This is a genomic window from Bacteroidia bacterium (assembly GCA_040880525.1).
Classification (GTDB): domain Bacteria; phylum Bacteroidota; class Bacteroidia; order CAILMK01; family JBBDIG01; genus JBBDIG01.
In genome coordinates this window covers 1-16,096 of the sequence record JBBDIG010000029.1, presented here as the reverse complement: position 1 = coordinate 16,096, position 16,096 = coordinate 1, and the positions used below count along the sequence as shown (strand labels likewise).

The window sequence follows — 16,096 nt, the reverse complement described above, 5'->3', positions numbered from 1 at the left end:
ATTTACTTTCCACAGAATAAATTTTATTTGGGGCAGGATACGCTTGGAGGGATTGTATTCCATGTTTATCATGGCAAAGATGGCAAGCAGCACGGTTTAATTGTGTCTAAAATAGAAGGAAGGGCCATAATGGGAATAAATCCATTCATCTCTGATAGCACCCGAAGTTGGGATGGGAAGTTCAATACGGGCTTGATCACTAACAGCCCGGTTAAAAACTGGATCCAGAACAATTTGGACAGTAACTGGTATCTGCCTTCTATTGATGAATTGGTGCTGCTTTGGACACATAGGTTTAATGTCAACAAAGCCTTAAGTGAGGGTAATCATCAATTAATTGCCTTTTTACCTATAGAAAAAAATGCAAATTATTGGTTTTATGCTTATTGCTCAAGTAACATAAATATTTACAACTACGTATCTGTTATGGATTTTCATCAAGGAAGAACCATCTGGAGATCCTTTAACGATGAAGTTCTTGTTAGAGCTGTGAGATCATTCTAAAATTTCTAAATCAAAACCTTCCCTTCAATTCCCCTTCCGTTAAAGCATTGGAATAAGGAAATGGTTTAAGGGTCTTTATCCTCGCAAATGCAGTTTTCTTCTCTCTTTCCTCTTCTTCAATATCATAATCATTCTGCAATCCCAGCCAAAACTTGGCGCTGGTTCCGAAATAGCGGCTTAAGCGCAACGCGGTGTCAGCAGTAATTCTTCTGCGTCCTTTAAGAATCTCACTCAATCTTGTTTGCGGAATCTCGATATCCTTGCAAAGCCGATAAGCTGAAATACCAAGAGGGATAAGGAATTCTTCCTTCAATACTTCTCCCGGATGTATATTTGGTAATTGTTCCATATTAGTGATAATCAATAATCTTTACTTCTGCCATTTCTCTCAAGCTTACAGGCAACAAAATCATACTAAAGGGTTCTGCGGCAAGCGGGGTTCTTTGGAAGAAGCCAAGAGCCTGGCGAATATTACGTCAAGCTTAGCTTATCATTCAGCAACTCCACATTAAAGCTGATTTTGGCATTCAAGGCTCGGAACACTTTTAGAATAGTTTCGAACCGGGCGTCCGTCAGGTTATTTTCGATTTTTGAAATTTGTGCTTTCTTGACTCCGACAAGTTCACCTAATTGCTCCTGCGTCAAATTCCGTTCTTTCCGGGCTTTTTTAATCGCCTCGCCAATTAGGTCAAGCCTTACTTCATATTCGTATTTTTCCCGTTTTTCAGTTCCTCTTTTGCCGAGGTAACGGTCTTTCACTTCCTCAAAGCTGAATGTTTTCATAATTCCTACTTTTTAGCATTAAAGTATTCCTTCATCATTAGAAGGGCCTTGTCTATTTCTTTCCTGGGTGTCTTTTGGGTTTTCTTAATAATCCCATGTGTAGCCACCACTATGGTAACTTGGTTGTCGGACTTGTCCCAAAAGGCAAAGAGCCGATATTGTTTCTTGGCATAAAGAGTTCTGAATTCCCCAATATCTTTATTCAACCTTTTAAAGCGCTTCGGGTCATTCTCAATCTTGACCTTATCAACATTGAATAAAATCTTATCTCGTGCCTTTTCCTCCAGTTGATCCAGAAAGTCCAACACTTCTTGCGAAAATTCTATATTAAACCTTCAGGCCATTGCAATGGTGTTTATTAATTACAAAGTTAGAAGTTTCCTTATCAAGAAACAAGCCCTTCCCGGTTGCTCGATCAATCAGAGTTACGGATGGTTTCACGGTAGGTTGTTGGCTATTGCACGTTACTATAAATTCCAAAGATCACAGCCTGGAAAGTACTGAGCCAACTGAGACCAAAATCCGATTAAGGTATTCGTCACCCATACGGGAGCCTGATCGGTATAGTTGCCGGAAGGATGGGCCTGAATTGGTCGTGGAGGATTTCACGCTGCATGAGGCGTTTTAGTGAGCACACACCGAATTGGGGTTCGTAACCGAGGCTGGCCCTTCGGGAGTGATTTCCCGGTCAATGCCGTTCTTGCTTCTGAAATGACATGGTGTTATGACAGAAGACTGAGGGCCGCTTCAGGCTGCATCCCGTTTATATTTCTTAATTTCAAAGGAGATTATCATACCAAGCTATTTCGTTACTAACGCCAAAGGTAAAGTATTTCGTTTCTGATTAAATGTAGATTTTCACCCAGGTCGCTCGGTTGTGCCGAGTAATAGCTACGTTATGCGGCATTTTGCCACAGTCTATACATTTATAGCCAGAGGCTAAACATAGTCGCCACCTGGCGGGAGCCAAGCGACTGGCAGGGATAGATTCGGATTTTATCCCGTTCGCTTACCACAATTCGTACAGAAGGAAAGACCTGTCGAAAGCCGGGCGCCACAATTAGTGCAGAAGACGGTGGAAAATGATGGTTGGGTTTGCTGATGAACTCCGCGTTCCTTAACAGTTTCCGGAATGCTCATAATTGTCTCACGCATATCCATATATGTTTCAACGGAAATTGCATCTTTCAAAACCGCCTGCAACAAGGAAATGAGTCTTTTCTCCTGGCCATTATATGATTCTGCATCCTTTGAAAGCAGGTTGAGCGATTCGCTGTAAATATCGCTTCCCATTTTTCCAGTTTCAAATAATTCAAATAACTGCTTTTGTTTTTCACGATTTGCTTTTCGCCTTTCTTCTATCTCATGAAGAATTTCTGCTTTCTTTTGTTTCACCAAATCCGCATTGGCGGTTAGAAAAATGTCTTTAGTCAGATCTCCCCACAATTGAGGCTCCTGGAGACTATCAGCTCGCTGGCGCACACTGAGAGGAACTTTCTGTTCAAGATATTTATACACTTCTATAATAGATACATATCCATCGCCATCAGTATCAGCCTTACCTTCCAATGCTTCCAGTAAATGATAGGTAAAGATTCCATGGCCGATTTTCTCATCCTCCCACGAAAGTTGATTCGGTTTGGCAGAAGCAATAACCAAACGTCCTTCTCCTTCCGCGAGTTTTTTGGTGACGTCCTCCACTATACCGATCGAACGTGACCCTGAGCGGGACAATCCTCCGGAGTGGCAAGCATCCATAAAAAATACAAGGCGCCTGGCCTTGATGGTTTTTAGTAACCTATCGAACTCTATATTTGAAAGTGCCGATGAAAACAAGTCGGTTTTATCGCAGTCATAGGGCAAGAGATATTTGGCCAATCCATCCTTTTCACTGCCTACCTTATCCGGTTCTTGTCCGCCATGTCCTGCAAAATAAACCACAACCGTAGACTCAGTGCTGGCATTTTGAAACAGCCAGCCGCTCACCGCTTTTTTTAAATTTAGAAGTGTAGCATCCTGGTCAAGCAAAAGCTTCACGTTTTCCGGTTTGAAGCCTGCATGTGCATTATTCAACAATAGATTATAAAAGGCCATCGCATCCGCTTTTGTGCATTTCAAGTTTAGCGTTGAATCTGCATAACTTCCAATGCCAATAATTAAGGCATAGGATGATGATGAATCAATTACGGGTTGAGAATCTTCCATATTTTAAAATTTTTACTGGGAGTTTCACGGGGGATTTAATTTTAAAAAAGGGACATTGCACAATCAAATCTGTCAGAAAGCTGAATAAAGCCATGGCAACAATGAAAGCAAGTAAATTGAAAATAGTGGCGTTCGGAGGGGCTACCAGCAAGTAGATAAACATTAGTCCCATACTCAGGGACATCAATACTGCCAGTGACATTTTCCAATAAGTTATGGGTTTGGAATCGTTGGCTTTCAATAGCGCAAGAAACTGGGGCAATGAGACACCCATCAGAAGTCCCGTCAAGGCCCGGAGCCAACCATGAGAATCCCACACCTCCAAATAATTAGCAGTACCGTCAATGGTCAAAGGAATGGTAAGTCCAACTATCCACAATGATTTCAATCCGGGCATTGAAGACTTGGTTAATTTCCAAAACAGATAACCGCATATAATTCCGAGGTAAATACCTCCACACCTGAAACACACGGGAAACGACTCACCGGCATATACGGGCATTCTTGAGGGCAACTGATGGCAAAAGAGCCGGAATATATACTGGAGTACTTGCACCTACCAGCTGTTAATTTGGCCTAAGGAATAACAAGCCAATACAACACTACCAAGACCCACCCAAAGCCAAGTTTTACCAACTGCCTTTTTTTGAGGGTTTTGATCATTCATGTAAATAATACCCATGATTATGCCCAAGGGGAAAAAGGGAATCGTTGCTATGATGATACCCCATTTAAGTTCGTCCGAAACTGGTTCCGGGTTAGAAGCATTAGTGGGTGAAGAATAGGCTCGAGCCCCGGAATGGGTTTGAGGGGGTACTTGGGTTTTTGGCTCAGAGAGTGTATTACCACATTTGCCGCAGAATTTGGCCTCATCTGGATTGACATGGCCGCAAGATGAACAGGTTTTCATGATTGATAATTATTTAGGAGTTGTGTTATTCTGCAACCTCAAATTCACATGACGTTTCAGTCCAGGCTTCCGAAGGTAGGTCTGAAACCTTTTTCTTGATTATCCCGATATTTCGGGCAGCCAGGCCAGCATTAACCGTTTTAAATAAATTTCCTTGGTCATCCAGCTTATCCTCCATCAGTTCGATGTTCTCGTTAGTCAATATGGCCTTAAGTTTCTCTTTTCCACTTGGTCCCTGTAATATATATTCGAAATCATCCTCAGGCCGAGGAATGGTATATTCCCTATTAGCCAACACCATGTTGCTTCGTTGAAGGGAATTAGGGAAAAGGGTAGTCATATCTCCACTGGTCCCAATGTTTAGTAAGGTAAGGTAGCCATCCCTGTCAGGCTGAAAATGGATTATGATCTTGTCTCCTACCTTGAATGATGCATCTTTTGCCCTTGTGGAAATATCGCGGGTGCTTATGGAAGGTATTTTTCGAGTTGTCCAGAGTTTCATTCCATTCGCCCCTTCACTGTGTTTGATGGTGCTCATTTGAGCAGTTACCAGTTGATTCAGTGTTTTTGGATCAGCTTGTTCTATGCGCTTCTTACCCTCGAAAAATAAATAACCAATTATGGTAACGAGGAAAACGAAAAACATGCTACCGATAACGGCTAAATACTCCTTACCAACAACCATCACTGCCACAATAAGAAGGATGGCCATACCAAGGCCGTAAAGAAGTATTTGGCTGGAAAGCTTTTGTATTACAAGCTTGAGCAGCTCATTCGATCCCACAAAGCCATTTTTGGCTTGAGTAGATTCACTGGTAAGATTTGACATAGCCAAGGAAAATTTAGCGGTGAATACTTAGTTTTTAGTACTATCGAATTTTTAGACTCTCTTTTTGCTTTCAGTGTGGGCATTCGCTTGTGCCTTTTCACAAATCACTACCGCTCATCCTCGAACAAAAATACAACTTTCCAAATCAGAAAAGACATCAAAAAAAGCTGCACGACTCCCGCATCTCCGCTCTCTACTCAACACTCAAAAACTAACATCAACATTACGAAGTATCCGGTTGCCGAAGCACGATGTTCCCGCCCATGTAGTCCACGATGATCTACCTTCGGGGCTGATGTTGTCGGAGAGAATGCGCTTGGAGAGGTCGTTGAGGATTTCGCGCTGCATGAGGCGTTTCAGGGGGGCGCTCCGAATTCCGGTTCGTAGCCGAGGCTGGCCAGGGCGTCAACGGCTTCGAGCGTGTCTTCCCTCAGTCGTCCGACTGTGCCGAGTGACGGCTATCTTTCGCGACATTTTGCCGAAGTTTATAATTTGGAAAGTCCGGGCTGCGGATGAACTTATTTTACTCCAACACAACTTTCCTCACCGCTACATTCCCTTTTGTTCCTACAAACCGCAGCACATAAGTCCCGGCAGACAGCTCACCTCGGTGCATGCGTAGCTCCTGCTGGTTAAACATTTCATCCCACACTACCCGGCCTTCGCTGCTGATGAGTTGAATACGGCAATCGCGGCAAACGGAGGCTGTGCGCACCACCAGTTCGTTCTTCACTGGATTTGGATAGACGAGGAAGAGGCTGGTTTTGTTATCTTCTTGGATGCCGACCAACACATTTATCATGTTGGAGACTTGGCTTGTATCCCTGCAACCTAGTGAATCTTCAACAAAAAGGCTGACCGTGTAGGTTCCGACATTGTGATAATCATGAGCCGGGTGCTGATTATTGGAGGTGGAAGTATCGCCAAAATTCCAATGCCATTTCGCAATGTTACCAACAGAAGTATCGCTGAAATTCACCGTTAGCGGCAATGCACCCGTGAGTGGAGAAGCTTGGAAGCCTGCTTGCGGAGCGGATGTGATGATAACCTCAACCGAATCACTACTATTATCACCCGAATAGTTGATGGTATAAACCAGCCAATGAGCTCCAACTCCTGCCACACCAGGATAAAAAACATCGTTCTGCACCCCCGGACCTGACCATTGTCCTCCCTGCGGATGGGTTGGCAGCAGTGCGGGTAAATCATTATTACATGCATGAATTTTGGTGCCGACATAAGCAGAGTCTACCACCCAGACATAATCCGGGCGTGTGGATGTGTCCCGGCAACCCATCGAATCCTCTACGATGAGACTTATGTCAAAGGAATCCGGTGACAAATAAAGGTGTTTGGGGTGCTGAATACTATCAAATGAAAAATCACCGAAATTCCACTCCCAGCGTGCAATTTTACCAGTAGAGGAGTCTGTGAAGTTAACGGACAGAGGAGCAAAACCAAGGAACGGTATTGCTGAGAAGTTTGCCTGAGGCGGGGCAAGAACATCGGCACGCAATGAATCACTAAATGCCGAACCTCTAATCTGGAACGTATAAGTCAAAGTATGGCTACCGATACCTGCTACCATAGGATCGAATAGCGAACCGGTCACACCCGTTCCGGACCAGGTGCCTCCAGCGGGCGCCCCGACCAGATTCAAGGTTCCGGCATTCTTACAAGCGGTAATATCAGCTCCGGCATCTACTGAATCTACCACCACGATGTACTCCTTTTTAACAACTGTATCGCGGCAACCCAAAGAATCAGTGACAACTAAGCTGACGTCAAAGGAGTCGGGTAGTGAATATGAGTGTGCCGGAGAAACTATGCTGTCAGCGGAGAAGTCTCCAAAATCCCATTGCCATTTAGCAATCATGCCTGATGAGGTATCATTGAACTGCACCGTTACGGGCAACGGGCTGTTTAATGGCATAGCTGTGAATCCTGCAACAGGAACCGGATTCACTGTAGCCGCTAAAGAATCGCTGAAGGATACACCATTTATGATGACAGTATAAATGAGTAAATGCGATCCTGTTCCCGCTAAAGCTGGATCGAACAGTGAATCTGTCACGCCAGGCCCGGTCCAGGCTCCTCCTGTGGGATACCCTGATAGCAGCTTAGGGTTCAGATTACTGCAAAGATCAAAGTCCGGCCCGGCATAGAGGGCCTCGCTTATATTTATGTAATCCTTGCGCAACAGCGTATCTGAACAACCCACGGAATCTATTACCACGAGCTGCACATCGAAAGTGTCAACGGTAGTATAAAAATTTGATGGATGCTGTAAAGTATCCCTTCCTGAGTCACCAAAATCCCACTTCCATCGAATAATATTTCCCAATGACGAATCGGAGAACTGAACGTTGAGCGGTACGGGACCACTCTCCGGAAAGGCCGAAAATTGTGCGTCAGGAATTGGCAGCACGGTGGCCTCCAGCGAATCGCTTACCGATACTCCGTTTATCATAACAGTGTAAATAAGCCAGTGCGTTCCTGTGCCTGCATTGGAAGGATCAAAAAGAGAATCGGCCACGCCTGCTCCCGACCAGTTTCCGACATTATGGGAACCCTTCAACACCTGTATCCCATCGTTCAGGCAAACAGTAAAGTTAATGCCCGCAGCGATGGTTATGATGCTATCTTTCAGAAGCACAGAATCACGACAGCCATTTGAATCGGTTACAATTAACCCAATATCGAAAGTGTCAATAGACTGGTAATTGTAGGTTGGATGCTGAACTGAGTCAAAGGCATTATCACCTAAATCCCACTGCCATTGCACAATATTTCCGGCAGACGAATCGGAGAACTGAACGTTGAGGGGTATGGGTCCGCTCTCAGGAGATGCCGAAAATTTTGCAACAGGACTTGGCAGCACGGTGGCCTCCAATGAATCGCTTACAGACACCCCGTTTATCATAACAGTGTAAAGAAGCCAGTGCTTTCCTGTGCCTGCAATGGAAGGATCAAAAAGGGAATCGGCCACGCCTGCTCCCGACCAGTTTCCGACATCATGGGAACCCTTCAACACACGCACCTCATCGTTCTGGCAAACAGTAAAGTTAATGCCCGCAGCGATGGTTATGATGCTATCTTTCAGAAGCACGGAATCACTACAGCCATTTGAATCGGTTACAATTAAGCCAACATCGAATGTGTCAGGAGACAAATAATCATGGGTTGGATGCTGTACGGAGTCTAAATCCATGTCGCCAAAATCCCATTTCCACAGCGCGATTGTACCCTTAGAAGTATCGGTAAAGGCCACGGTTAGTGGAACCGGCCCGTAAGCAGGGGTGGCCGTGAATCCTGCAATCGGGTTTGGAAGAACCGTTACCTCAATGGAATCTTCGTAGTTGCAGGTGGCTCGCTGAAAACTATATAGCAGTGTATGTGCTCCCGCACCCGCAACACCGGGATGGAATATAGAATCCTGCACACCCGGCCCTGTCCAGGTACCGCCTGTAAGTTTTGCAAGCAATTGTATAGCGCTGTCATTCTCACAAAGCGTCAGATTCTTTCCTGCAGCTCCGGAGATGGAATCAGGAAAAACATATACGCCATACCTCTTGGTGATAGAATATGGAAACGGGCAATCATTATCTGCTGCGGTGACCGTAAAATAATGGGTTCTGCCAGTATCAGATATTTGAGGCGTCCAGCAAAAAATACCGGATTGATAACGCTTATTGGTAGAAGTAACGAACGTAGCTCCGGAAATATACAAGCTGTCGAAGCTTAATTTCACCGAATCTGTTAAATCAGAATCGTAGGATTCCACTTCAAAACACAAACTCTCACCTGCACATGCTTCGGCAAGATAACTTTGCGTACTGTCTATTCCGCTAAGTTGAACATCACCATTTACACTAGGGCAATTCATAATGATTGTTTGCATGTCTCGCCTTAGCTCTCCTATTTTATTCCCATTCCTGTATTCTTCCACTTTCATAGCAAAAATGCTAATTTGGGCCTGTCGTGGCTTAAACCTGAATTCGCCAGTAAAGCTGTCCACATGAAATCCCCTGCATTGGGGATAGTTGAAAGCGGTATTTGCGTTAGGAAACTGGTCAAAATAGAGAGGTCTAAAATACGTATACGGACTGTTCCAACTAGTATTCGTTCCACTGCTTTGCAAAGGTGGGGTAAGCGAATAAACCAACGAATCTCCATCACCATCTACTGCACCCAGATTCCCTATGAAGCACTGGTTGACACAAAGAATTCTTACTGGCTCTTCCATAAATCTGGGAGAGTTGTTACATGGGGTGTCGCATTTGCTAAAAAAAGCCTCTGTGTAATAGTTCTGGTCGTCTGCTCCGGTAGTAATATTAGAGTTTCGGCAACAGGCTTGAAGACTCAGTCGAAAATCGCAACAGTTTACGCTGCTTAAGTCCACAATACCAGTGAGATATTGTTTCTGAATTCCATAAGGAAAACTACAACTCGAACTCCCACCAATGCACCGGGTACAGTTTCCCTTGCATATTGGCGTTATGTCTATCGGAGAACTTAGTGTGGTAGAGATGGATTGGCTAAAGCTACATCCAATACCGCTTATCCCTATGGCATTCGCTGAAGTTGTCACACCGTTGCAATCACGATAGATGGTAATTGTAATGAGGAAGCTGTCGTTGCCAAGACACTTCCAGCCAATATCGCTGCCCATTATGTGTGAAGCTGAAGTCTGCTGTGGACAGAAGATCAGCATCGCAAAGGCGAACAGGAAAAGTTTGATCAAATTCATGAGTTGTTTCTTAAGGTATAAAATACGCTGTTAATCTAAAATAGTCTTTCTTTATGATCAATAAACAGAAAATATCACTGCATATCTCCGAGCCAAAAATACAAAATCATAAATCATAGAATCATAAATCTCAAAAAAAAGCGACCCCACCCCCAGCAGCACCGCTTTTTTTAATTCAAAATTCAAAATTCTCAATTCAAAATTAGCAATTCTATGGAGAAGGCCTTGCCCTCCTTAAACTTGGCGATAGCCGAATCCACTCTCTTGGCGTTGGCCTCGGATGAAAGTTCGTGTTGCGTGGCTTGAAGGGAGTTGTATTCTTCAAGGGAAATTATGACGACCCCGGCATCCTTACCACGATTAATGATCAGCGTCTCAAAATTCTGCGTGACCCTGTTGAGGTAACGCTTGATGTCCTTTCTGAATTCCGAAATTGTGGTAGTAATCATTTCTCAAATTTATGTACAGTCAAAATTACAATACGTTATAGAAAATGTTGTCTCCTCAGTTACACATATTAGCCGAACCAACATGACAGGAGGATGAGGTTTGGTGGGTAGTCATCTGAGAAAGGCACGCGTTACGCTATCGCTAAACGCGCGCCAGCGGAGCCGGGTCAGCAGAGCATAACGGCTGGGTAGAATTTAATTTGAGAATTTCATTTTCAATTTGCCTTCTGTAATTTCTAATTCCTCGCCTAAATAGCTTGATATTCTGCCGGAAAAGGTTGCTTCTACCTCGCCACCTTTCTCAAAGGTAAGTTTACTGAATAATACGTCAACCCCTTTAGCATCAGTGGAAGATAAGTATATTTTATTCGATGCATCCATGAATTCAACTGTGCGTATTGAACGACTGGATTGATCAAACTTCAGAGCCTGTCCGATTTTAAAGCCCCCATTGTTTTCGTCATAATGAAAAAATAACTGTGGGTAGGAATTATTCCCAGTAATACCTCTTAATTGGAAATAAGGGCGAGTATCTGAAGTGATACGAACGGCACTCAATTTATCGGCTACAAAAAGTTGCCCGTCAATCTTATAGCTCATAAAGCCAGGGTATAAGGCAATAGTGGCAGTTTTAGAGATAGTTTTGCTTTCTCCTGCGGAATTGGCAGTGAGGGTTACCTCGTAATCGCCATCTGACAGGTAAGTGTGCGAGGGACTTGTTTCTGTAGATGTGTCACCATCCCCAAAGTCCCAGTGATAAGATGTTGCGTTAGAAGAAGAATTGTTGAAAACCACATCGCATGGCGCTTCACAATTATTGTTTGTGATGGTAAAATCGGCAGTTATGGATTTGGTGTCCGTTCCAGGTTCCTCCTTTCCACAGCTTGATGTAACCATGATGAAAGCTAAAAAGAAAGCTACTTTTTCTAAACGTAAGTTCATTGCTATAATTAATTAGAGTTTGGACTGCAACTTACATTTTTTTAAACAATAGCTCCTAATTCTCAATTCAAAATTCAACAAGCACCCACCTCCCCCCTCAGTCGCCCGGCTATGCCGGGTGACGACTATGTTTCGAGGCATTTTGCCGAAGTTTATTGCCTCAACCCCATAAATCCATTGTCATGTCCGAATTTAGAAAGACCAACACCGATTATCCCTACTTCCTGACAATTTCTATAGCTGGATGGGTGGATATATTTACCCGCCATTGCTATAGCGATATAGTTATTGATAGCTTGAAATTCTGTTGCGAGAAGAAAGGCCTGGAATTATTTGCATATCTAATTATGCCCAGCCATTTGCACCTGATTGCCAGACACGATGATGCCCGATTAAATTCCGTCATCAGAGACTTCAAGAGCTTTACAGCACGGAAAATTATGAAGGCCGTGCAGGTTGAACCTTCGGAGAGCCGAAGAAATTGGATGATGCGGTTGTTCAGATATTATGGCAAGTACCGCCAAGGACAAGATTATGCCTTTTGGCAACCTACCAATCATCCCAAAGAGCTAAACCAACCCGGGATCATTGACCAAAAAATAGAATATATTCATTTGAACCCGGTAAAAGCAGGATATGTGACTCTGCCAGAACATTGGTACGGTACTACAGCAGCGCTTGCCCGGAAAGCCCACTGAAGGTATTGGATGCTTAAGGAGGCAGGTAATGAATCATAACTACAGCCATAGGCTGCAAAACGTAGCCGTCACTTGGCAGGAGCCAAGCGACTGGTGGTAGGTCATTGAGGAGGACTTTGGAATATGATCATACCAAGGCCCTTTCCCACTGCCAGCAGAAGCCTAAAACCAGCTATTCCTTAGCGCGTGGATGACCTATTTGACGAGTTTAAATATAGCTTCCTCATCTACAGTAGATATTTTAAGAATATAAGCACCTTCGTTTAGATGATTAACTGGCAACATTAACCATTGCGCGTAAGTTGGGGTTTCACTCACAATTTTGCCAGTTACATCTAATATCTGTACTTGTTTTAAACCTTCAAAAGGCAACTCAACGTGCAAAGTTTCATTCATAGGAACTGGATAAACTCTCGTTTGAGATGCTGTAGTTTTAACTATACCTACTCCAAATCCATAATTAAACTCGTACACGGTTCCGTTAGCCGGATGGCCGGTGAGACTAAAATGACCGGCAATATTGGTTTCAATTGAAGGATTAGCAGGATCATTCTCAAGTCCAACGAACTTGGATGGAGAATACCGGTAAATAAGGACCAAGGCTCCCTGGTGAGTATCATAGGACTGACTATTGTTTACAGAACTGGCCCCATAATGCATCTCAATTTTTCCACCTTCATAAAACCATAGTTGAAAATTTGCGAAATCCGAATTCCCGGGATCTGCATCAAAGTGGACGTTTTTCCATTGAATTTTTATGATACGATTTGGAGCGGAGCCAAATACTTGATAGGAAACGGGAGATTGGCTGGAACCACTCCCATATCCTGCATCTATCAAATCGTTGTCGAATACGCGAATTACCCCATCGGTCTCGAAGCCTACATATCCATCTGCGACACCCACCTGAGTATATTCCTTCTCGAAAAACTTAACCTTAAAAGGAAGATTCAATGTCCAGTAACCATCCTTCCAAGGCATATTGTTCGAGAGCAATGATGGAGATGACAACTCTGTATAAGAGCCGTTACCAACCGAAAAATGATAGGTCTGGGCATTTACTAAAGCAGTCATAGACATTGCTAACAGTAAGATTTTAAAGTTCTTATACTTCATGGTTTTAAGTTTAAATGGTGAAGAGTTCAAATTTATCTCAATTTTAAAGTTTTTCACTATGTATTCAAAAAAACAAGTCATTTTGTGCTGGAGCCAAGTTACTGATGGGAGGATGCGCTTGGAGAGGTCGCTGAGAATCTCGCGCTGCATGAGGCGCTTGAGGGGGCGCGCACCGAATTCCGGTTCGTAGCCGAAGCTGGCGAGGGCGTCAATGGCTTCGGGCGTGATCTCCAAGTCTATCCCGTTCTTGCCCATCATGTCCTGCACGTTGGTGGGACTTTCAGACTTACGATCTCCTGCCGCAGCGGGGTGAACATGATGATGTCATCAATGCAATTGAGGAACTGGGAAGGGCGCGCGTTACGCTCTCGTTAAACGCGCGCCAGCGGAGCCGGGTCAGCAGAGCATAACGGCTGGGTAGAATTTAATTTGAGAATTTCATTTTCAATTTGCCTTCTGTAATTTCTAATTCCTCGCCTAAATAGCTTGATATTCTGCCGGAAAAGGTTGCTTCTACCTCGCCACCTTTCTCAAAGGTAAGTTTACTGAATAATACGTCAACCCCTTTAGCATCAGTGGAAGATAAGTATATTTTATTCGATGCATCCATGAATTCAACTGTGCGTATTGAACGACTGGATTGATCAAACTTCAGAGCCTGTCCGATTTTAAAGCCCCCATTGTTTTCGTCATAATGAAAAAATAACTGTGGGTAGGAATTATTCCCAGTAATACCTCTTAATTGGAAATAAGGGCGAGTATCTGAAGTGATACGAACGGCACTCAATTTATCGGCTACAAAAAGTTGCCCGTCAATCTTATAGCTCATAAAGCCAGGGTATAAGGCAATAGTGGCAGTTTTAGAGATAGTTTTGCTTTCTCCTGCGGAATTGGCAGTGAGGGTTACCTCGTAATCGCCATCTGACAGGTAAGTGTGCGAGGGACTTGTTTCTGTAGATGTGTCACCATCCCCAAAGTCCCAGTGATAAGATGTTGCGTTAGAAGAAGAATTGTTGAAAACCACATCGCATGGCGCTTCACAATTATTGTTTGTGATGGTAAAATCGGCAGTTATGGATTTGGTGTCCGTTCCAGGTTCCTCCTTTCCACAGCTTGATGTAACCATGATGAAAGCTAAAAAGAAAGCTACTTTTTCTAAACGTAAGTTCATTGCTATAATTAATTAGAGTTTGGACTGCAACTTACATTTTTTTAAACAATAGCTCCTAATTCTCAATTCAAAATTCAACAAGCACCCACCTCCCCCCTCAGTCGCCCGGCTATGCCGGGTGACGACTATGTTTCGAGGCATTTTGCCGAAGTTTATTGCCTCAACCCCATAAATCCATTGTCATGTCCGAATTTAGAAAGACCAACACCGATTATCCCTACTTCCTGACAATTTCTATAGCTGGATGGGTGGATATATTTACCCGCCATTGCTATAGCGATATAGTTATTGATAGCTTGAAATTCTGTTGCGAGAAGAAAGGCCTGGAATTATTTGCATATCTAATTATGCCCAGCCATTTGCACCTGATTGCCAGACACGATGATGCCCGATTAAATTCCGTCATCAGAGACTTCAAGAGCTTTACAGCACGGAAAATTATGAAGGCCGTGCAGGTTGAACCTTCGGAGAGCCGAAGAAATTGGATGATGCGGTTGTTCAGATATTATGGCAAGTACCGCCAAGGACAAGATTATGCCTTTTGGCAACCTACCAATCATCCCAAAGAGCTAAACCAACCCGGGATCATTGACCAAAAAATAGAATATATTCATTTGAACCCGGTAAAAGCAGGATATGTGACTCTGCCAGAACATTGGTACGGTACTACAGCAGCGCTTGCCCGGAAAGCCCACTGAAGGTATTGGATGCTTAAGGAGGCAGATAATGAATCATAACTACAGCCATAGGCTGCAAAACGTAGCCGTCACTTGGCTGGAGCCAAGCGACTGGGACGGGGGTGGTTACACATGTCTGGAAAGCCCGCTGAAGGTATTGAATTCATAAGAACCTGACTACTAAAACTACAGCCAAAGGCTATAGAACGTAGTCGTCACTTGGCGGAGCCAAGCGACTGGTGATAGGGATTGTTATTCCTTTATTAATGTCAGTTTCCCTTTAGTATTATTGCTCTCGTAGTAAAGTATAATCTCAGTCAAGTTAAAATAATCTATTTGTCCTAAAACAAAATGATGATCCGACCTGGACTGAAATCCTTCAACACCCATGGCTGTAATATACTTAAATGGAATCTTGGCAGTTGACGGTTTGCCATTGTCATCAGTAAATATCTGGGCTTTAACAAGATATGTAACATGAGGTTTATGGTCAGGATTGTCATGACTTAATAGGAAAACCATACCTCCAAGCAACATTTCATATTTATTATTATCAGAATTCCATATAATATATGCCATACCAGTTCCTCTCCATTCCCTGCTATCGCTATGAAAACTGCTATAATCCATTTTGATGCTATATTTACCTTCTAAAGGCATCTTAATTAGGTTTCTAATGTCTTGAGCATCCTTAATAACGATTTGTGGTGTTTGTTTGGAGTCCAGGTATTGCTTGACTAACGAAGTTCCTGAAAGTATGAGTATACCGATTAGAGTTACAATGCCTATCCATAGCTCGTACCGTTTAATATTCACCGTCTTTTCATCCATCCTGTCAGACCTTCATTAAAGAATTTGAAAGCAATCAAACCTAGCGATAGCATTTGTGCATCAAGCACATTCGATAATGCCTTTTCGTTAGTATCCCCACCGATTATTGACGAGACGAAGCTACAAATTCTTGAATCAAGACAGATCACACAAATAAACCCGCGTGATTTACAAACCCCTGTCTCGTCCTGAAAAAAGTTTACAGGTGAAGTGTTAGTCCTGGAATAGGTT

At 43.5% G+C, this 16,096-nt stretch carries 16 protein-coding genes; 3 read left to right on the top strand and 13 right to left on the bottom strand.

Going from position 1 to position 16,096, the window contains the following annotated elements:
- Positions 1-27 precede the first annotated feature (27 nt).
- A complete protein-coding gene (locus WD077_08670) occupies positions 28-504 on the top strand; it encodes a hypothetical protein (protein MEX0967299.1) in 477 nt (158 codons plus the stop codon).
- Positions 505-514: 10 nt separating this feature from the next.
- On the opposite strand, the gene WD077_08665 is transcribed toward WD077_08670, so the two are convergent.
- The 10 genes from WD077_08665 to WD077_08620 form a co-directional block, all read right to left on the bottom strand.
- Positions 515-853, bottom strand: a complete 339-nt coding sequence (locus WD077_08665) for a HigA family addiction module antitoxin (GenBank protein MEX0967298.1) — start codon at positions 851-853, stop codon at positions 515-517.
- A gap of 122 nt (positions 854-975) precedes the next feature.
- Entirely contained in the window at positions 976-1,287 is a 312-nt protein-coding gene (locus tag WD077_08660; GenBank protein ID MEX0967297.1) for a helix-turn-helix transcriptional regulator, read from the bottom strand.
- 5 nt (positions 1,288-1,292) lie between these two features.
- The gene (locus WD077_08655; GenBank protein MEX0967296.1) at positions 1,293-1,595 is read right to left on the bottom strand and encodes a type II toxin-antitoxin system RelE/ParE family toxin; all 303 of its coding nucleotides are present in this window, start codon (positions 1,593-1,595) and stop codon (positions 1,293-1,295) included.
- A gap of 688 nt (positions 1,596-2,283) precedes the next feature.
- A complete protein-coding gene (locus tag WD077_08650; GenBank protein MEX0967295.1) occupies positions 2,284-3,492 on the bottom strand; it encodes a caspase family protein in 1,209 nt (402 codons plus the stop codon).
- Positions 3,467-4,048, bottom strand: coding sequence for a DUF2085 domain-containing protein (locus WD077_08645; protein ID MEX0967294.1), 582 nt, complete (start codon positions 4,046-4,048; stop codon positions 3,467-3,469). Before WD077_08645 ends, WD077_08650 begins: the two co-directional genes overlap by 26 nt.
- Positions 4,049-4,402, bottom strand: a complete 354-nt coding sequence (locus WD077_08640; protein MEX0967293.1) for a zinc ribbon domain-containing protein — start codon at positions 4,400-4,402, stop codon at positions 4,049-4,051.
- Between the two features lie 25 nt (positions 4,403-4,427).
- On the bottom strand, positions 4,428-5,231 hold the full coding sequence (locus WD077_08635; GenBank protein MEX0967292.1) for a DUF4384 domain-containing protein: 804 nt from the start codon (positions 5,229-5,231) through the stop codon (positions 4,428-4,430).
- A gap of 523 nt (positions 5,232-5,754) precedes the next feature.
- The gene (locus WD077_08630; GenBank protein MEX0967291.1) at positions 5,755-9,981 is read right to left on the bottom strand and encodes a PKD domain-containing protein; all 4,227 of its coding nucleotides are present in this window, start codon (positions 9,979-9,981) and stop codon (positions 5,755-5,757) included.
- Between the two features lie 191 nt (positions 9,982-10,172).
- Complete coding sequence (locus tag WD077_08625; protein MEX0967290.1) at positions 10,173-10,430, bottom strand: type II toxin-antitoxin system prevent-host-death family antitoxin; 258 nt, start codon at positions 10,428-10,430, stop codon at positions 10,173-10,175.
- A 195-nt stretch (positions 10,431-10,625) separates the two neighbouring features.
- Positions 10,626-11,372, bottom strand: a complete 747-nt coding sequence (locus tag WD077_08620) for a PKD domain-containing protein (protein MEX0967289.1) — start codon at positions 11,370-11,372, stop codon at positions 10,626-10,628.
- A gap of 182 nt (positions 11,373-11,554) precedes the next feature.
- Between WD077_08620 and WD077_08615 the strand changes: the two genes are divergently transcribed.
- Positions 11,555-12,070 (top strand): transposase, encoded by a 516-nt coding sequence (locus tag WD077_08615; protein ID MEX0967288.1) that lies wholly within the window; start codon positions 11,555-11,557, stop codon positions 12,068-12,070.
- 195 nt (positions 12,071-12,265) lie between these two features.
- Here the strand turns inward: WD077_08615 and WD077_08610 are convergent, their stop codons facing one another.
- Positions 12,266-13,444, bottom strand: a complete 1,179-nt coding sequence (locus WD077_08610) for a T9SS type A sorting domain-containing protein (protein MEX0967287.1) — start codon at positions 13,442-13,444, stop codon at positions 12,266-12,268.
- A 166-nt stretch (positions 13,445-13,610) separates the two neighbouring features.
- Positions 13,611-14,357, bottom strand: a complete 747-nt coding sequence (locus WD077_08605; protein MEX0967286.1) for a PKD domain-containing protein — start codon at positions 14,355-14,357, stop codon at positions 13,611-13,613.
- Between the two features lie 182 nt (positions 14,358-14,539).
- Between WD077_08605 and WD077_08600 the strand changes: the two genes are divergently transcribed.
- Positions 14,540-15,055 carry a transposase gene (locus WD077_08600; GenBank protein MEX0967285.1) on the top strand — a complete coding sequence of 172 codons (516 nt, stop codon included), beginning with the start codon at positions 14,540-14,542 and terminating at the stop codon, positions 15,053-15,055.
- A 231-nt stretch (positions 15,056-15,286) separates the two neighbouring features.
- On the opposite strand, the gene WD077_08595 is transcribed toward WD077_08600, so the two are convergent.
- Entirely contained in the window at positions 15,287-15,865 is a 579-nt protein-coding gene (locus tag WD077_08595) for a hypothetical protein (GenBank protein MEX0967284.1), read from the bottom strand.
- Positions 15,866-16,096: the final 231 nt, after the last annotated feature.